Source organism: Acinetobacter sp. 1000160, assembly GCF_000588715.1.
Classification (GTDB): Bacteria; Pseudomonadota; Gammaproteobacteria; order Pseudomonadales; family Moraxellaceae; genus Acinetobacter; species Acinetobacter courvalinii.
Map to the genome: position 1 here is coordinate 119,959 of NZ_JFWP02000005.1, position 17,776 is coordinate 137,734.

General features: G+C 45.6%; 23 protein-coding genes and 1 riboswitch. Of the genes, 18 read left to right on the forward strand and 5 right to left on the reverse strand.

Features of this window, described 5'->3' with window-relative positions:
• Positions 1-48 precede the first annotated feature (48 nt).
• The 9 genes from J699_RS06720 to J699_RS06685 all read left to right on the forward strand — a co-directional run bounded on the left by J699_RS06720 (position 49) and on the right by J699_RS06685 (position 7,419).
• Entirely contained in the window at positions 49-1,077 is a 1,029-nt protein-coding gene (locus J699_RS06720) for a DUF4062 domain-containing protein (protein ID WP_005226528.1), read from the forward strand.
• A gap of 70 nt (positions 1,078-1,147) precedes the next feature.
• Positions 1,148-2,164 (forward strand): ferrochelatase, encoded by a 1,017-nt coding sequence (gene hemH, locus J699_RS06715; protein ID WP_009514320.1) that lies wholly within the window; start codon positions 1,148-1,150, stop codon positions 2,162-2,164.
• A gap of 29 nt (positions 2,165-2,193) precedes the next feature.
• A complete protein-coding gene (locus J699_RS06710) occupies positions 2,194-2,838 on the forward strand; it encodes an MBL fold metallo-hydrolase (protein ID WP_032870645.1) in 645 nt (214 codons plus the stop codon).
• Between the two features lie 259 nt (positions 2,839-3,097).
• Complete coding sequence (pqqA, locus tag J699_RS19205) at positions 3,098-3,172, forward strand: pyrroloquinoline quinone precursor peptide PqqA (RefSeq protein ID WP_009514286.1); 75 nt, start codon at positions 3,098-3,100, stop codon at positions 3,170-3,172.
• Between the two features lie 73 nt (positions 3,173-3,245).
• Entirely contained in the window at positions 3,246-4,157 is a 912-nt protein-coding gene (gene pqqB / locus J699_RS06705; RefSeq protein WP_032870648.1) for a pyrroloquinoline quinone biosynthesis protein PqqB, read from the forward strand.
• Positions 4,158-4,165: 8 nt separating this feature from the next.
• On the forward strand, positions 4,166-4,924 hold the full coding sequence (gene pqqC / locus J699_RS06700; RefSeq protein ID WP_104021903.1) for a pyrroloquinoline-quinone synthase PqqC: 759 nt from the start codon (positions 4,166-4,168) through the stop codon (positions 4,922-4,924).
• On the forward strand, positions 4,917-5,201 hold the full coding sequence (pqqD, locus tag J699_RS06695; RefSeq protein WP_032870654.1) for a pyrroloquinoline quinone biosynthesis peptide chaperone PqqD: 285 nt from the start codon (positions 4,917-4,919) through the stop codon (positions 5,199-5,201). Before pqqC ends, pqqD begins: the two co-directional genes overlap by 8 nt.
• Positions 5,198-6,361, forward strand: coding sequence for a pyrroloquinoline quinone biosynthesis protein PqqE (gene pqqE / locus J699_RS06690; RefSeq protein WP_032870656.1), 1,164 nt, complete (start codon positions 5,198-5,200; stop codon positions 6,359-6,361). Before pqqD ends, pqqE begins: the two co-directional genes overlap by 4 nt.
• Positions 6,358-7,419, forward strand: coding sequence for a dipeptidase (locus tag J699_RS06685; RefSeq protein WP_032870658.1), 1,062 nt, complete (start codon positions 6,358-6,360; stop codon positions 7,417-7,419). Before pqqE ends, J699_RS06685 begins: the two co-directional genes overlap by 4 nt.
• A gap of 18 nt (positions 7,420-7,437) precedes the next feature.
• On the opposite strand, the gene J699_RS06680 is transcribed toward J699_RS06685, so the two are convergent.
• Entirely contained in the window at positions 7,438-7,629 is a 192-nt protein-coding gene (locus J699_RS06680; RefSeq protein WP_032870660.1) for a DNA gyrase inhibitor YacG, read from the reverse strand.
• Positions 7,630-7,985: 356 nt separating this feature from the next.
• On the opposite strand from J699_RS06680, the gene J699_RS06675 reads away from it, so the two are divergent.
• The 5 genes from J699_RS06675 (at position 7,986) to J699_RS06655 (ending at position 11,714) form a co-directional block, all read left to right on the forward strand.
• Entirely contained in the window at positions 7,986-8,630 is a 645-nt protein-coding gene (locus J699_RS06675) for an SAM-dependent methyltransferase (RefSeq protein WP_032870662.1), read from the forward strand.
• Positions 8,623-9,813 carry a TIGR03862 family flavoprotein gene (locus tag J699_RS06670; protein WP_032870663.1) on the forward strand — a complete coding sequence of 397 codons (1,191 nt, stop codon included), beginning with the start codon at positions 8,623-8,625 and terminating at the stop codon, positions 9,811-9,813. The genes J699_RS06675 and J699_RS06670 overlap by 8 nt, the downstream gene beginning before the upstream one ends.
• Positions 9,814-9,868: 55 nt before the next feature.
• Positions 9,869-10,528 carry a hypothetical protein gene (locus J699_RS06665; protein ID WP_032870664.1) on the forward strand — a complete coding sequence of 220 codons (660 nt, stop codon included), beginning with the start codon at positions 9,869-9,871 and terminating at the stop codon, positions 10,526-10,528.
• A 118-nt stretch (positions 10,529-10,646) separates the two neighbouring features.
• Positions 10,647-11,057 carry a GFA family protein gene (locus tag J699_RS06660; protein WP_005226545.1) on the forward strand — a complete coding sequence of 137 codons (411 nt, stop codon included), beginning with the start codon at positions 10,647-10,649 and terminating at the stop codon, positions 11,055-11,057.
• A gap of 18 nt (positions 11,058-11,075) precedes the next feature.
• A complete protein-coding gene (locus J699_RS06655) occupies positions 11,076-11,714 on the forward strand; it encodes a flavin reductase family protein (RefSeq protein ID WP_032870666.1) in 639 nt (212 codons plus the stop codon).
• A gap of 53 nt (positions 11,715-11,767) precedes the next feature.
• Here J699_RS06655 and J699_RS06650 read toward each other — a convergent pair whose 3' ends face one another.
• Positions 11,768-12,397 (reverse strand): TetR/AcrR family transcriptional regulator, encoded by a 630-nt coding sequence (locus tag J699_RS06650; protein ID WP_032870669.1) that lies wholly within the window; start codon positions 12,395-12,397, stop codon positions 11,768-11,770.
• A 205-nt stretch (positions 12,398-12,602) separates the two neighbouring features.
• Between J699_RS06650 and J699_RS06645 the strand changes: the two genes are divergently transcribed.
• The gene (locus J699_RS06645; RefSeq protein ID WP_032870671.1) at positions 12,603-13,343 is read left to right on the forward strand and encodes an SDR family NAD(P)-dependent oxidoreductase; all 741 of its coding nucleotides are present in this window, start codon (positions 12,603-12,605) and stop codon (positions 13,341-13,343) included.
• A gap of 68 nt (positions 13,344-13,411) precedes the next feature.
• On the opposite strand, the gene J699_RS06640 is transcribed toward J699_RS06645, so the two are convergent.
• Positions 13,412-13,744 (reverse strand): HopJ type III effector protein, encoded by a 333-nt coding sequence (locus J699_RS06640; protein WP_005226559.1) that lies wholly within the window; start codon positions 13,742-13,744, stop codon positions 13,412-13,414.
• Positions 13,745-13,882: 138 nt separating this feature from the next.
• Between J699_RS06640 and J699_RS06635 the strand changes: the two genes are divergently transcribed.
• From J699_RS06635 to J699_RS06625, 3 genes are all read left to right on the forward strand, one after another.
• Complete coding sequence (locus tag J699_RS06635; protein ID WP_032870673.1) at positions 13,883-14,740, forward strand: DUF2071 domain-containing protein; 858 nt, start codon at positions 13,883-13,885, stop codon at positions 14,738-14,740.
• Between the two features lie 80 nt (positions 14,741-14,820).
• A riboswitch (Fluoride riboswitch) is annotated at positions 14,821-14,887 on the forward strand.
• 133 nt (positions 14,888-15,020) lie between these two features.
• Positions 15,021-15,401, forward strand: a complete 381-nt coding sequence (gene crcB / locus J699_RS06630; protein WP_009514114.1) for a fluoride efflux transporter CrcB — start codon at positions 15,021-15,023, stop codon at positions 15,399-15,401.
• Between the two features lie 16 nt (positions 15,402-15,417).
• On the forward strand, positions 15,418-15,747 hold the full coding sequence (locus tag J699_RS06625) for a DUF190 domain-containing protein (RefSeq protein ID WP_032870675.1): 330 nt from the start codon (positions 15,418-15,420) through the stop codon (positions 15,745-15,747).
• A gap of 97 nt (positions 15,748-15,844) precedes the next feature.
• Here J699_RS06625 and J699_RS06620 read toward each other — a convergent pair whose 3' ends face one another.
• Together J699_RS06620 and J699_RS06615 are read right to left on the reverse strand one after the other, a co-directional pair.
• Complete coding sequence (locus tag J699_RS06620) at positions 15,845-16,099, reverse strand: type B 50S ribosomal protein L31 (RefSeq protein WP_005226565.1); 255 nt, start codon at positions 16,097-16,099, stop codon at positions 15,845-15,847.
• Between the two features lie 146 nt (positions 16,100-16,245).
• A complete protein-coding gene (locus tag J699_RS06615; RefSeq protein ID WP_032882859.1) occupies positions 16,246-17,538 on the reverse strand; it encodes an ABC1 kinase family protein in 1,293 nt (430 codons plus the stop codon).
• Positions 17,539-17,776 lie beyond the last annotated feature (238 nt).

Genomic DNA, 17,776 nt, shown 5'->3' on the forward strand with positions numbered 1-17,776 from the left:
TCAAGACAAATACTTGATATTATTGATCAATGAATTGGGGCCTGGCCTATGCAAGATACTCGTTATCAAGTCTTTATTTCTACCTCTGGCAATGAAATGCAGCCAGAGCGAGCGGTTCTGGCACAAACATTAGTTGGAATGGGATTCCTGTCATGGGGGCTGGAACAGCGCACCCCGCTCAGTACCTCGATTGCCCGTCGGCAAATTGATGATTGTGATTATGTGGTGATTTTGCTGGGGAGCCAATATGGCGAGCAATCGGTTTCAGGTGTGGGCTATATGCATCTGGAATATATTTATGCCATGACCAAACAGAAGCCTGTGATTGTATTTATGCATGAAGACCCCGAGTCGCGTGATGTTAAATTGCATGATCACAAGCCAGAACTGAAAGAAAAATTCAAAGAATTTAGAAAACAGCTCCAACACGAAGTGGATCAGGTGTTTTGTTATCGTACTTTAAGAGATCTGGAGCTGGCGGTACGTTCCAGTATGCCGCAGATGCTCGAGCGTTACCCGGTGGTGGGTTGGGTACGTCCACAAAACACACAGGTACTGCGTGATGAAATTGACGCATTACGTGCCAAGGTGAAACAGCTGGAAACTGAACTGGGCAATCGTGAAGCGGACCCGCTGACCAATGTGCCTAAAGTTTCCATGCATGAACTCTATTCATTTGAATACCGTATGCATGCTTATCAGGACGGTAACTTCAAGGAAGTCAAACCCCATCGCAAGATGACCTGGGCGCAATTGCTGAATGTGCTCGGCTCAGCCTTTGTGATTCCGACTCCGGAAGAATATTTTTCCAAGCGCATCAATGAATACCTGAATGAAACCGGTCTGGACGACGCACGTCAGGAAATGCCAAGGGCGCATGCGGTATCTCGTGCTCAGGTCAATATTCGTGCCTTGCATGAAATCAAATTACAAATGCGTCAAAATGAATGGATTATGCCAACAGGGCGAGATGATCGACAGCGCATGTTGTGGCAGCTCACTGCAAAAGGACAAAAACTACTGGAAAGTAATATGCTGGATAGCAATCGGGTTTTCCAATTTAAAACCATGCACTAATCCAATTTATAAAACGTGACTAAAACTGCTAAAGTAATTGTATGAACTCAATGAAAAGCGGATGCGGTCTATGTTAGCGACACAAAAACCAAAAGTGACTGTGATTCTGGCCAATTTAGGCACGCCCGATGCAGCCACTGTGCCAGCAGTACGACGTTTCCTGAAACAGTTTTTATCTGATAGCCGTGTGATTGAGATCCCCAAATTATTATGGTGGATCATTCTGCACCTCTTTGTTTTGACCTTCCGTCCAAAACGTGTGGCTGAAGCTTATGCTTCGGTCTGGTCCAATGATTCACCGATGCGTGAAATTGTATTGGAACAAACCCTGCTGGTTAAACAACGCCTGCAAGAAGAAAATCACCAGTTTGACCTGACGGTTGTGCCAGCCATGACCTATGGTCAGCCGAGTATTCATGATGTGCTGGCGCAGCTGGCAAAGGACCCACAAGAACATGTGATTTTATTGCCATTGTTCCCGCAATATTCAGCGACCTCGACAGCGCCACTCTATGATGCTTTTGCCAGATGGATTCCACAGCAACGTCATTTACCCGGCCTGACCATGATCAAGGATTATTATCAACATCCTTTATTTATTCAGGCACTGGCAGATAGTGTGCTGCACTATCAGGGACAACATGGCAAAGCTGAAAAACTGTTGATGTCCTTTCACGGGATTCCCCAACCGTATGCCGATAAAGGTGATCCCTATGCTGACCGCTGCCGAATCACAGCACGTCTGGTGGCAGAAGCATTACATTTGAAAGAAGATGAATGGGCGATCAGCTTCCAGTCACGTTTCGGCAAGCAGGAATGGGTCAAGCCTTATACTGATCAGTTGTTACAGCAATGGGGTGAGCAAAAAGTCCAATCGGTACAGGTGATTAGTCCAGCCTTTTCAGCAGATTGTCTGGAAACACTGGAAGAGCTGGCCATGCAGAACAAGGAAATTTTCCAGCATGCGGGTGGTGGCGACTATGCCTATATTCCAGCCTTGAATGCGGATCAGGCCCATATAGATTTGCTTGCCGGTCTGGTTCAGGCTAATCTTGATGCACTTACCCATACCTTAGCCCATCGTTAAATCGACGCTTTATTTCGCCAGAGGTTGCTATGCTCCAAGTCAAAATTGTCCCCGTTACTGCATTTGCCCAAAACTGCTCAATCTTGTGGGACAGTGAAAGTAAAGAAGCGATTTTGATTGATGCGGGCGGTGATGCGGCGGTACTGAAAAAAGAAGTGGAAGCTTTGGGCTTAAATGTGAAAGCATTGTGGTTGACGCATGGGCATCTTGATCATGCCGGTGCAGTTGGCGAACTGGCTGAAACATGGCAGATTCCGGTGATTGGCCCGCATAAGGAAGACCAGTTCTGGCTGGACATGATTCAGGAGGTCTCGGCCCGTTATGGCTTTCCAATTCCACAGCCAGTCAAGGTCGATCAATGGTTGGAAGGCGGTGAAGTCTTAAAGCTGGGTGATGATGAGTTCGAGGTGCGTTTTGCTCCTGGGCATACCCCCGGTCATGTGATGTTCTATAACGCCAAACATGGTTTGTTGTGGACAGGTGACGTACTGTTCAAAGGCTCGATTGGCCGGACCGATTTTCCAAAAGGCAATCACCAGCAGTTGCTGGATTCGATTCAGCGCGAATGCTTTAGCTTGCCGGATGAGACCCAGTTTATTTCAGGTCATGGCCCCATCAGTACCATTGGTTATGAAAAGCAATTTAATCCTTTTGTGGCCAGTAAAGCAGGCTAATCGGATGTTTCGCTGGTGTATACGAGGGCTTGTACACCAGCTTTTATACTGGGTGTCATCATGACTGCCCCTTTGAGGTGGGTATAAATAGAATGTTCATTACCGAAATTTAGTCAAAACTCACAATTATCGAACAATATCTTGGTTGGGATAGGTCTACAAAGCGATTATTTTTATTTAGAATCAAATGTGAAACGCTTTATTGATGTTGAATTAATTGCTTAATTTCACCTGATGAAAACCAATTGGAGACGATTTCATGCAATGGACTAAACCTGCTTTTACTGATGTACGTATTGGTTTTGAAGTGACCATGTACTTCGAAGTACGTTAATCATTCCGATTCAAATTCAAGATAAGCCCTAGTTATGTCTAGGGCTTATCTTTTTCTAACAAGAAATTAACTTATGTATATTCATGTTCTAGGTTCGGCTGCGGGTGGGGGATTTCCGCAGTGGAATTGTAATTGTCCAAACTGTCATGGCGTGCGTAACGGTACCATTCAGGCCAAGGCGCGGACCCAATCCTCAATCGCGGTTTCCGAGAATGGCATCGATTGGGTACTACTGAATGCCTCGCCCGATATCCGTCAGCAATTATTTGATTTCAAGGCGGCTCAGCCTGCGCGTAAGTTGCGTGATACCGGTATTCGTGATGTGATCCTGATGGACAGTCAGCTGGATCATACCACCGGACTGCTGACGTTACGTGAAGGCTGTCCAATCAAGGTCTGGTGTACCGAGATGGTCTATCAGGATCTGACCACAGGTTTCCCGGTATTTAATATGTTGAAGCACTGGAACGGCGGTCTGCAGTATCAGGAAATCAATCCGAAACAGGCCTTTAAGATTGCTGGTTTTGAACATCTGGAATTTATGCCTCTGATTATTCAGAGTGCGGCACCCCCGTATTCTCCGCATCGTCATGATCCGCATGAGGGTGACAATATTGCTCTGATCATTCGCGATCATCAAACGCAAAAACAGTTGTTCTATGCACCGGGTCTTGGAAAGATTGATGAGCAGGTCATGCAGATCATGCGCGATTCAGATTGTGTCATGATTGATGGTACGCTGTGGACAGATGATGAAATGCAGCAGACGGGTGTTGGCAGCAAAACCGGACGTGAGATGGGACATTTATATATTAGTGGCGAGGGTGGTTCATTGTCTTATCTGAATCAGCTCAGCCGTCCTAAAAAAGTGCTGATTCATATCAACAATACCAACCCGATTTTAGATGAAAACTCGGCTCAGTGTGCTGAACTCAAGGCTCACGGTGTGGAAGTGGCTTTTGATGGCATGCAGATTGAACTTTGAGGTGAATGATGATGCCCACTGATGTATTAAGTGTTGAACAGTTTAAGCAGGCCATTCTGGATAAAGGACAGTACTATCATATTTATCATCCTTTTCATGTGATGATGTATGAAGGTAAAGCCACCCAGCAGCAAATTCAGGCCTGGGTGGCCAACCGTTATTATTACCAAATCAATATTCCGCTGAAAGATGCCGCGATCATGGCCAACTGTCCAGACCAGCGCGTGCGTCAGGAATGGATTCAACGCATGCTGGATCAGGATGGCGAATATCCTGATGGCGGTGGACGCGAAGCATGGTTACGTTTGGCCGAAGCGGTTGGCCTGACCCGTGAACAGGTGATTTCAGAAGAACTGGTGCTGCCTGGCGTGCGTTTTGCCGTAGATGCCTATGTCAATTTTGCCCGCCGTGGCACATGGCGTGAAGCTGCCAGTAGTTCCCTGACCGAACTGTTTGCGCCACAGATTCACCAGTCCCGTCTTGACTCATGGCCACAGCATTATCCGTGGATCGATGATCAGGGCTATGACTATTTCCGTTCGCGCTTAAGTCAGGCACGTCGTGATGTGGAGCATGGTCTGAGTATTACGCTGGACTCGTTTACCACCTATGAACAGCAGCAGCGCATGCTGGAAATCCTGCAGTTCAAGCTGGATATTCTATGGAGTATTCTGGATGCACTGACTCTGGCCTATGTGCATCAGCAGGCGCCGTATCATACCGTGACCACACAACCAGTCTGGCATAAGGGGTTATTCCGTGAGTAATACAGCATTTGATTTAAACCTGATTCCGACTTGGCGACAAGGTTACCGCTTTCAGTTTGAGCCTGCACAAAATGCCTTCGTGATCTTATATCCAGAAGGCATGATCAAGCTGAATGACAGTGCAGGAGCAATTGGACAGCACATCGACGGACAACAGAGTGTGGCTGCCATTGTGGGGCTGCTGAAACAGCAGTTTGGTGACATTGCAGAAATCGAGCAGGATGTGGTCGATTATATGCAGGTTGCACAGCAACAATACTGGATTGATTTGCGATGACCGCAGGCGTTGGTTTACCGCTCTGGCTTTTAGCGGAGTTGACCTACCGTTGTCCCTTGCAATGCCCGTATTGTTCGAATCCGCTGGATTATGCACAGCATAAAAATGAACTGAGCACGCAACAATGGTGTGATGTGTTTGATCAGGCACGGCAGATGGGCGCGGTGCAACTGGGTTTTTCTGGCGGTGAACCGCTGGTGCGGCAAGATCTGGAACAACTGGTTGCGCATGCACATCAGCAAGGTTTTTATACCAATTTAATTACCTCGGGCATGGGCCTGAACGAGCAGCGTATTGCCCAACTCAAACAGGCTGGACTGGATCATATCCAGATCAGTTTTCAGGCCAGTGATCCTGTGGTGAATGATGCCTTGGCTGGCTCAAAACATGCCTTTGAACAGAAATATGAAATGTGCCGTCTGGTCAAGCAATATGACTATCCGATGGTGCTGAATTTCGTGATTCATCGACATAATATCGACCAGATTGAACAGATTATTGAGCTGTGTCTGGAGCTGAATGCTGATACGGTTGAACTGGCGATCTGTCAGTTTTATGGTTGGGCTTTTTTAAACCGTCAAGGCTTATTACCGACTCAGGAACAGTTGACCCGTGCCGAACAGGTAACCAATGCCTATCGAGAAAAACTGCGTCAGCAGAATCATCCGTGTAAGTTGATCTTTGTGGTTCCTGATTATTATGAGGAGCGACCAAAAGCCTGCATGAATGGCTGGGGTAAAATTTTCTTTACCGTAACCCCTGATGGCACCGCATTGCCATGTCATGCAGCACGTCAGCTCCCGATTGCGTTTCCCAACGTGCGTGAGAAATCTTTATCGGAGATCTGGTACACATCCACGGGTTTTAACCATTTTCGTGGCGATGCATGGATGCCGGAAAGTTGCCGAAGCTGCCCAGACAAACAGCGTGACTTTGGCGGCTGCCGTTGTCAGGCTTATATGATCACCGGTGATGCGGCCAATGCCGATCCGGTGTGTGGTAAATCTGAGTATCACCATCTGATTGAACAGGCGCGTAGCGAGAGTGAGCAGGCTGCATCTCTTGAACAACTGGTATTTCGCAATAGCAAAAATTCGAAACGTTTGGCGCTTCAGCAAAAAATTCCTGTACAAAGCATTACGGGTGAATCTTCCTCATGACGCTTGGCCTGAATCATCACAATGTTGCAGTTTTCGATGGACATAATGATCTGCTGACACGTTTGTGGCTCAGCGATCAGGCGGACTCTGTACAGGCTTTTATCCATGAACAGTTGTCTGGACAACTGGATTTAAAGCGCTGCCAGCAAGCTGGCTTTGCAGGTGGCATGTTTGCGATTTTTCTTCCGCCATTTGCCTATGTGAAACAGCATCATCCCGATAAATTATTTGATCATCATGCGGATGATTTTACCCAACTGCAAATTGAGCAGATTTGTCTGGCGCAACTCGAGCTGGCACAGCAGATGGTGCAAGCTTCCGAGCAGATTCGACTATGTACCTCGGTGCAACAGATACAGGATTGTCGGGCTCAAGGTCAGCTAGCGGTAGTGCTGCATATGGAAGGGGCAGAAGCCCTACAGGATAATCCAGACTTACTCGATATTTTTTATCAGGCTGGCCTGCGGAGTGTGGGGCCTCTCTGGAACAGGATCAGTCGATTTGGCCATGGCTTAAATGCCCGTTTCCCGCATTCGCCTGACACAGGTGCAGGCCTGACCCCTCAAGGCAAAGCGTTGGTTAAACGCTGTGCTGACAAGAAAATGCTGGTGGATGTATCGCATATGAACGAACGGGCATTTTGGGACACGGCGGAAATTTTGCAGCAACCGATTGTCGCCACCCATTCCAATGCACACGCTTTATGTCCCCAAGCGCGTAATCTGACTGATTCGCAACTTCAGGCAATTGCTGAGAGTGGGGGCATGGTCGGGGTCAATTTTGATGTGGCCTTTTTACGCGCCGATGGACAGCGCAATGCGGACACACCACTTACACTCATTCTCGATCATCTGGAATATATGATGGAACGTCTTGGGGAAGACCATATCGGTCTGGGTTCAGATTTTGATGGTGCCTTGATCAGTACCGAACTGCAGGATGTGACGGGTTTGCCCCTGCTCATTGCCGCCATGCAACAGCGTCATTATTCTGCTGAGCTGATTGAGAAAATTTGCTGGAACAACTGGCTCAAGGTCATGCACCGAATCTGGGCTTAGCGGCAAAGCAGAAGATGATTAATCTTCATAATCATCTTCATGGCGTTTCAGGTCTGCTTGCGGTGCATCTTGCGTCGGTAATTTATATTCATCACTGGCCCAGGCACCGAGATCAATCATCTTGCAACGTTCTGAGCAGAATGGACGAAATGCATTACCTTCCCAAATGCTGGTTTCTCCACAACGCGGGCAGGGGAATGTACGTGGCATAGAAAATTCCTAAAACAAAGAGGGTTTGTTGACATTTCAACCATGCATTGCGTTATTAGCTAAAACGACATAAACAAGGCATGAAACGTAGACAATGGCGATTCCCTTGTCAAGTTTCATAACGAAGTTTAGGGAGGTTTTAGCCATAACCCTATGGGACAGGAGCATTTTTTGCTGCTACTGTGTTATGCCTTATTCATTTAGAATAGCTAAACTTCATAAGTCATGCCTTGTATCAGCTAAAAAATGCTCTCTGTCGCAAGCATTTGTGAAATGTTAACAAACCCTAAATAGATTAGGCAAAAGTAAGGTGACTTGTTAGACTTATGCCGATTTCTAGATAGTTTGATGAGATTATGTCGATTCGTCAATTTCAAGCACAACGTATGCAAGCCCCTCGTGATTTTAAGGCCATTCCTCACACACCAGTTTGCGTGGAAATTGGCGCAGGCAAAGGTAAACATGCCTTGTTATTTACGGGACAAAACCCGCAGACCACGTTGTATGCAATTGAGCGAACCAAAGAAAAATTTTTGGCGATGCAAAAGCAGCATCAACTGGAACCGCGGGAATATTTAAACCCGGTTCATGCCGATGCTTTGCCTTGGGTGGTGCACGCCTTGTTTCCGGCCCAGGTACAACAATTTTTTATTCTCTATCCGAATCCAGAACCGCATAACCCGGCGCAGCGCTGGCTCAATATGCCATTTTTCGAATTCCTGCTTTCACGCCTGCAACCGAATGGAACCATTACCTTAGCCAGTAATATTCCCGAATATATTGATGAAGCAGAGCAACAGCTGCTTGAAGTATGGAAATTACCTTATGAAAAACAAAAAATTGCAGCGGACTCGGCCCGAACTCATTTTGAAATCAAGTATCTGGAACGTGGTGAACTGTGCCAGCAATTGATCATCCGCAAGCCAGAAGGTTACGCAACCCGTTTTGATGATTTTGCACCGTTGCAAGGTCAAAATGCCCAAGAGAACCGCGATGCCTAAGCGGGTTGCCATTATTGGTGCAGGCCCAGCAGGTTTGATGGCTGCCGAGGTGCTGAGTCAGTATGATTATGAAATTGACGTGTTTGAGCAGAAACCTTCGGCAGCACGCAAGTTTCTAATGGCAGGTAAAACCGGATTAAATATCTCTCATGCTGAGCCAGTCGAGCAGTTTATCCAGCGTTATGATCAACCTGAATGGTTAGGCCCATGGGTCAGGCAATGCGATGCTCAATGGATTCAGAGCTGGATGCAAGGTCTGGGCATTGAGTCCTATGTCGGCAGCTCAGGACGTGTCTTTCCCGTAGAAATGAAAGCTGCACCGTTATTGCGTGCCTGGCTGAAACGTTTAATGACTAATGGCGTGAAGTTTCACTATCGCCATCGTTGTGTGGATTTATCCAGTAATCAACTCACGCTGGAAAACCAGACGCAACGTTTTCATGCCACTTATGATGCGATTGTATTGGCCTGTGGTGCGGTGTCATGGTCGCAATTGGGCAGTGATGGTGCATGGCAACAATGGCTCGCAAAAAATGAGATCGAGCCTTTTCAGGCCAGTAATGCCGGTGTTTTGAGAACCTGGTCGCCGTTTATGCAGGATTGCTTTGGTCAGCCATTAAAACGCGTCAATGCCTGGGTAACCCCTGATCAGCAAACCCATGGCGATATCATCATTACCCACTATGGTTTTGAGAGTGGTGTGATTTATAAACTGGGACGTGAGCTCAGAGCACAGCTTGCTCAACAGCAGCATTTACAATTGCATCTGGACTTATTGCCCGATGTCAGTATTGATCAATTAGCAAAGAAGCTACAGGGCAATAAAAAGCAGTCCTTGACCAATCTTTGGCGTAAAGCAGGATTGGACAATGTTAAAATTAATCTGTTGCGGGAAATCGTTGAAAAAAGCTTGTGGTCAGATGCCAGGCAAATGGCACAGCAGATCAAACAGCTCAGTATTCCTTTGGCAGGCTTTCGCCCGATTGAAGAGGCGATTAGCTGTGCAGGTGGGGTGAAGCAAGAGGTGTTATCTCCACAACTGCAATTGCAATCTAACCCTTATGTATTTTGCTGTGGCGAAATGCTGAATTGGGATGCACCGACGGGGGGCTATTTGCTCACGGCCTGTTTTGCGACAGGAAGAGCAGCAGCCGCAGGGGTCAATGCATTGATCCACGAGTAAAATAAGCGATATGACTTAAATAAAAACAAACTCAATCAAATTGTTAAGAGGGTATATGAATATTCAACCAACAGTGGAAACACAAAATAACGAGATCATCAAACCATTTCAGCCCAAGCAAATATTCAGCTTGTTTTTTCAACCGAAAAGGTTTTTTTCTCAGTCTAAAAGCTATCATCATCAAAGCATTATCGTGATTGCCTATCTGATTGGTATGGTCAGTGTAATGGATCGAATCGATCAGCATCTTTTACGGGCCGAGACCTCTAATAGAACTGGGTTTTTGAGTTCAGCTGCCGACACTTGGTCAGGTTACTGGTTATGGGTATTAGGTATGGGGATTATTTCTGCTGCATTTGCATGGCTGATTCAAGGCTGGTGGTATAAGAAAAGACTGCAGTTTTCAGGCGCCAAGGAAGCGGATCCACAACTTGCCCGACATGTGTTTGTATTACAATCTTTAGTCTTTGTACTGCCGATTGTGCTTACTACTGTCATTCAAACGTTTTTATATCCAAATTATTTAGAGGCCTACCATTACTCTACCGTGTTAGGTCTTATTCCGGTGCCATTTTTATTCTGGTCTTGTTGGGTCAGTTATCGCGGGGCAACCGAGGTATTTAAAACCAATAGCTGGGCAAAACTGTGGTTCTTAGGCCTGCCGATTCTGTTCTATATTTTAATCATTGGTGCATTTACGGCGCTCATCAGTTGATTTTAAAAGGGTTGTCTGATTTCCACTAAAATCCCGTCGTATTTCCTGAGCAGATTTGCCTTGTGATCCGGCATTTAAAAATGCTAGTTTTGAGTAAAAGTTCATCAGGAATAGGGAAATGTCTCAAGCTTCACCGGTGTATCGCGGCAGTTGTTTATGTGACGGAATTCATTATGAGATTCATGGCGACATTGGCGAGATCATACAGTGCCACTGCCAGCGTTGCCGTAAGGCCAATGGTACGGCCTATGCCACCAATGCGCCAATTAGCAGTGCAGCGTTTAAAATTGTACAAGGTGAAGCGCTGGTTAAAAAGTTTGCTGCCTCTGGCGTGTACCGCTGGTTCTGTGGCGAATGTGGCTCTCCACTGATCAGTTCACGGGATGCACAGCCTGAGCTGTATCGCTTAAGAATCGGGACGCTGGATACGCCATTACAGCAAAAACCAAGCATGCATATTTTTGCTGCATCGAAAGCAGAGTGGGACTGTATCGCGGATGATTTACCGCAATATGCTGAACGTCCTTAAACTGGATGTAATGTTGCAATGATTTTTGAAACCTCAGATTTAGAGCCCAATGACATCTACCGACTCTTGGTCGGTGGAATTTCACCTCGGCCGATCGCCTGGATTAGCACCCTGTCGGCGGATGGCGTAGCCAATATTGCACCTTATTCATTTTTTAATGTGGCCAGCTGTAATCCGCCTATTTTATGGTATTCACAGGTCAATCCCAGAAATGGGCAAGATAAAGACACGATTCGTAATCTGATGGAGACCCGAGAGTGCGTGGTGCACATTGTGAATTCACAATTGCTGGAACAGATGAATTTATCCTGTGCTTTATTGCCAGCAGCACAAAGTGAATTTGAGTTTGCCGAGATTGAGTCTGAACCAAGCCATTCAGTTGCCGCATTATCTGTCAAACATGCACCGATTCGGTATGAATGTCAGTTAAGGGAAGTGTTGCAACTGAGTACGCTACCATCGGGTGGTACGGTGGCTTTGCTGGATGTGAAAGCAATCTATGTCGATGACCGACTCTGGGATGGTCAAATGATCGACCAGCAACAACTGGATAGTGTCGGGAAAATGGGGGGAGACTTTTATAGTTTAAGCACCGATTTACGAAAACTTGCCCGACCTGTTGTCACACCAGTAGATGAGCCAAAAAAAGGCGGTTAATGACCGCCTTTTTTTGCAGATAAAACCTGATTTTCCAGGTTTAGATATTTTTGTTATTTTGAATCCTTATTTTTCATATTGGTACGGGCATCCCAGCCACGCATAATTTCGGTTACGGCATGGTTCAGTACAGTGCCTGATACCCCGTCCCGTGCTTGTACGGATAGGCCGAGTAAAAAACAATACAAACTAGTTGCGTAAGCACAGACATCCGTATCGACTGCTAATTCACCTGCATCTACAGCACGTTGAACACATTGTATAAATCTTTCGCGAGTTTTCAGGCGATGCTGGGTTAAATATTGTTGAATATGGATATTTTCGGGAGAACAGGTCGCGGTTGAAAGGACCAATAAGCAGCCTTTGGGATGACTGGACTCAGTTTGCATTTTTGCCGACTGGCGTAAAGTGCGTTCAATCGCTTCTCTGGGTGCAAGATTTTCATCGCAGAGGCTTTGAGTCACCTGACCATGTGTTGCGATGTAATGCTCAATTACTTCTCGAAACAACGCTTCTTTTGAGCCAAAGGCTGCATAGAAACTTGGTGCCTTAATTCCACCAGCAATGTTGGATTTCAATAAAGAGAGTGAAGTCGAATCATAGCCATATTCCCAAAATAAAAGCATCGCTTGTTCAATCGCCTGATTACGATCAAAGGTACGTGGCCGGCCCATTTGCGCCATTAAGAACTCCTCTTATTCATGAGATCTATACTAGTCGATACAAAAGTCATTGACAAGCTTGAAAGGCCGACTTACATTTGTATCGATCGGTACATATATTGGGATTTAGAATCGACACTTAATAGGTTTAGATCATTGTGAATAGCTATTCATGTGCTTATCGACCGCTGAATCTCCGTGTTAAGCCTAAAACAGGAATTTCATTATGAAGATACTTACAGGTAAAGTTGCTTTGGTTACGGGAGGGAGTCGGGGTATTGGCGCTGCGATTGCCCGAAGCTTAGCCGCACAAGGTGCAGATGTGGCAATCACTTATCATCGTGCAAAAGATCAGGCACAGGCAGTTGCCAAGCAGATTCAGACCTTAGGCCAGCGTGCTGAAATGATTGTGGCCGATGCCGCTGATGCAGCACAGGTCATTGCTGCGGTGGATCTTACGGTGGAACAGTTTGGTCGCCTAGATATTTTAGTCAACAATGCAGGTAACTTCTTGGTCGGAGAAATTGACCAGCTCACACTTGAGGATTATGACCGCACCATGTCGGTTAACTTGCGAGCGGTGTTTGCAGCGACCATGCAAGCGAGCAAATATATGCCTGAGGGTGGGCGTATTATTTCGATTGGGAGTTGCCTGGCTCCAAGAGCAGGACGAAGTGGCATCAGTTTATATGCCGCCAGTAAAGCTGCCTTAGTTGGCTTAACCAAGGGAGTTGCACGAGATCTTGGCAAGCGCAATATTACGGTCAACCTGATTCATCCCGGCCCGACAGATACGGATATGAATCCTGCAGATGGTCCACGTGCCGATGCGACACGGGCGAGCTTGGCAATAGCCGATTATGGTCGTCCTGAGGATATTGCTGCCACTGTGCTGCATTTAGCTGGTGAAGGAGGGCGATATATTACAGGCGCAGAGATCGCAGTAGATGGCGGATATAACGCTTGAAAATATTATCAGAAAAAGATCGTGATTGAGTACAGGCAAAAAAAAGGAGGTTGAACACCTCCTTTTTATTATTTGGCAGTTAAAGCCTTACCTTCGAACTTGACCCCATCCCAGCCATGTTGCATAAACTGACGGATATTCTGGTGGTCAGTGGCTTCAGGCGTTGCCAACACAGAGGCATAATGTTCTGCGAATAAACTGAGTGTGTCGGCCTGATTTAGGCCTTCAATTTGTGCAAAACTAAGGACTTTGGCACTGCCTTGGTTTTCAGTTGCAGCATTGGATTGCGCGCCGTTCTGGAATGCAGTCGGGGTATGCTGATAACGAGCTTCGATAAATGCCAATACATCCGCAAACTTTGCCGAGCCATCTTTCAGTTGTGCCAATAAGCTTTGAGCCATTTCAAAATTCCATGTTGATTGAATCAATAACCGCATCATAACATTGAAAATGCAGAAGAGAAGATGATCGAACTCTGAACTGGACGTTGCGGTATTCGCAGTTTATGCTCAAAGCAGTCATTAATCTGTTGAATAATAATGCATAAACACCAGTTTAAATTGCCCCTGCATAAGCCATTATTACGCTTTCTTGCTCCAATTTTAAGTTGCCGTTTCCTATTGCAGCTGCGCCGTTTGATGATGCGGATATTGCCGTTTATGCGTTTGCAGAGTCGAGTCAGCAATATTGTGTATTTGTCATGGCTGGTGGATGTTGAACAAGTACGTCAGCGCTATCCGAAATATGTACCCCTATGGGAAAAACATGGAAAAACCATTTTTACCATTTTGACCTATCAGCATCATCATTTTGGCTTTGCTTTTCTTGGCCCTTTACGGACATTAATGCCTTCACCTCGACAAAGTAACTGGCGTTTTTATCTGGATGAATCCTATCCCAAGACCGTGATTTTTGAGCAGGTGATCGTTGATCAGGCACTGTATGTGATGGGTGGACGTCTTGCCAGTGATGTGATGCCAGCACAATATGCTTCACTGTTTCAACATCAAATGGATGAGCGACAGCAGCGTATTTACACCGAAATTAAGGTTGATGAGGATTATTCCCTGATCAGTGATGTGCAGCTCACCAAGGAAAAGCAGTTACCGGCCGCATGGCAAACGTTATTTCCTTCATGGGATGAAGCTGTTCGATTTTTGGTTGATCAAGACCATGCATGGGCAGAATGGGCCGATCAACCAGCCCGAATCTCACAAGGGAAGATCCGGATGCCATTTCAGTTTCAGCAGATTGAGGCCGCCAAGATTCGTTCATTACAAGTTCCGCGAATATTGCAGCAATGGGGTTTAAGCGCAGATACAGAAGCCTTTGCTGTGGTGGTTCCTGACTTAGATTTCTATGTGGTTGGGGAAAAAGTTTTAACTGGCACTGGCTAAACTGTGGATAACTCGATGTTTATACACAGTGCGATTCTGCTTAAAAACAGCGGTTGAGTTGCCTAAAAAATATGTTATTTTAGAGCAAAGGAGATGGCATTCCTCCTATTACAAACCGCCAGAATGGCTAATGATGCCTACGTTACCCTGAACAGGGGGCGTAGGTTCGTGCGTGCTCTGTTCCCATTTTTGGAGTTCGCCCATGAAACATCTTCAGAATAATCTTTACAAATCCATGTCTTATCATTTTTTCGCTCCAACCTTGTTCTTGGGGTAAATCATGTACTATCCATTACTTTCAATCGCTTTAGGCTCGGTATTAGGTGCTTGGTTACGCTGGTTTTTGGGCTTAAAACTCAATCCTATATTCCCGAATATTCCTTTGGGAACAGTGACCGTTAATTTTGTCGGTGGCTTTATTATTGGTTTTGCCATTTCATATTTTTCTCAAAGTTCACTCAGTCCCAATTACAAGCTGTTTGTAATTACAGGTTTTTGTGGCGCGCTTACGACATTTTCGACTTTTTCTGCCGAGATCATTGCCTTATTGCAAAGTGGTAAATTGGGCTATGCCTGTGCCGCGATCATGATTCATGTGCTTGGATCGCTATTGTTTACGATTTTAGGTATGAGCCTGCATCAATGGCTCAGTGCTGCATAGTGAGGGAGTCATCGTAATGCATGGATTTTTAATGAGCTTTTATACCGCGCAAAATCGTTCCTATCAGGGACAGCCGATCAGCGAGTGGTTGCTGACTGTGGCAAAACAGATGAATTTACGTGGCGCAACGGTCTTGGCGGGTCTGCAAGGCGTTGATCATCAAGGCCTATTTCATTCTGCCAGTTTCTTTGAACTGGCGGATCGACCGGTACAGATTCAATTTGCGGTTACAGAAGAGCAGGCGACCGAGTTATTGAGCTATCTCAATAGCAAAGAGATTTCACTGTTCTATGTGAAAACACCGATTGAGTTCGGGGTGGTGGGACAGCAAAACACAGACTCCTAAAGCTGGAATCAAGACATAAAAAAAGAAGTCTAAGTGGAGGAGAGTTAACCTTAGACTTCTAATGCTTTCAGCTTAATGGGTGAAACTTAAATTAAAATTAAGCTTTGCGGTTAAAACGTGCAAAGCGTTTATTAAAGCTTGCAACACGACCTTCATTGCTGGCCTGACGTTGCTCACCGGTATAAAACGGATGGGATGCACTTGAAATATCAAGCGTCACGTAGGGATAAACTTTGCCTTGATATTCCTTGGTCTGTTTGGTTTGCAGGGTACTGCCAATTAAAAAGTAGGCATCGGCATTGGTATCGTGGAATAAGACTTGTTGATAAGCAGGATGGATATCTTTACGCATGTTGAATGACTCCTATTGTTAATAGAAATGTTATAACATAACAATATATGAAGTCAATTCATGTCTTTTCAAGTCAGTTGTATATAAATTGATTAAAGTAGATAGCCTTCTGACTTGTTGCAACAAATCAGAAGGTAACAGACAGATTAATTTGGCACTAATTCTTCAAATAAATCATTGAGATTGTCATGTACTTTGAGATGAATCAGGTTCCAGTAATGTCCGGAAATGGTTCGGTTGACCATGAGCGTATCTGGTGAAGGTTTAAATACATCCCAGTATTTCAGCGATTTTTTCACCAGTAACATGCCGTCATGATGCGATGAATTTTCGGCAAAATCATAATTGGTGGTTAGTGGACGCAATAAAATTTCAATCCATTGGGTGTACAGCTCGGTCGGGAACTTGTGTTTTTCGGCAATGGAATGCAGTTCTGCCAGTAAGTCTTCAACTTGGGAAATATTTTCTTGACGCGCCGCATTCACCAGCGCCTTAAAGTGCTGAACGATTTCAGGCGATAAGGTTTTGACGCTGCCGTAGTCGTAAATAATCACACTGCCATCTTCACGAAAAGCAAAATTGCCCGGATGTGGGTCACAGTGGAAGCGTTTTAAGAAAAACATTTCCTGTCCCAAGGCACGGATCAGGCGGCGTCCAATCTGATTGCGAGTCTCGACTGACCATGTACTTGCGGTTTCGATGGATTCACCCTGTTCCAGACTCAGGGTTAGGACGCGACGAGAGGAATAGTCTTTATAAACGGCTGGAATAATCACTTGAGAATCAAGCTTTTCATGGAAGGTTTTAAAGACTTCCAGATTTTGTGCCTCGATTTCATAATTCAGTTCGGCTGAAAGACTGTCCTGAATTTCCTGAAACAGTTGATCTTGCAGCTTCTTGTCGATTTTTAAGACGCCCATCAACCGCAAAGCCAGACGCACTTGTTTTAAGTCGCTTTCACAGGCCTGATCGACACCCGGATACTGCACCTTGACTACAACGGCTTTGCCGTTTGGCAATACTGCACGATGCACTTGTCCGATTGACGCGGCAGCAAAAGGTTCTGTTTCAAAAGAGCTAAAAATCTGCTTTAACGGTTTGCCGAGTTCTTTTTCAACCTGTTGCTGAATCGCGGAAAAAGGCATTGCAGGGGCCTGGCGTTGCAGCTTGGCAATGGCCTTAGCGACTTCTGGTGGGAAAATATCCTTATATTGCGAGGCGATTTGTCCGACTTTCATCACCGCGCCTTTCATTTCTCCTAGGGTATCGGCAATCTGTAGACCGATGTCCTGAAACAGCTGGCTACGCGCTGCATTTTTCTGTTCTTCATCGGCGGTAAAATTGCGGATCGAATTCGCTACGCTTTTGCTGGCAATACTTGCGGTCATACCAGCCAGTTTGAGAAAACGCTTACTGGGAGAGCTTGCATGTTTTGCCATCAGGACTTGACCTCATACGATCTAGTTTTAAAGTGATGCCTTGATCATAGGTGACAAAACTTAAATTGCCTATAACAAAATGTTAAGTGATGTAAGCATGTATAAGCGAGCTGTTATCCATACTTTACTGGGTGAAGGTGATAGGGGCTAAGCAAAGCGTTTTATCAGGTTGTCACCTGCATATCTACTTGCCGTATTCTGCCTATGAATAAAAAAATATTTAAAATCAGGACAGGCC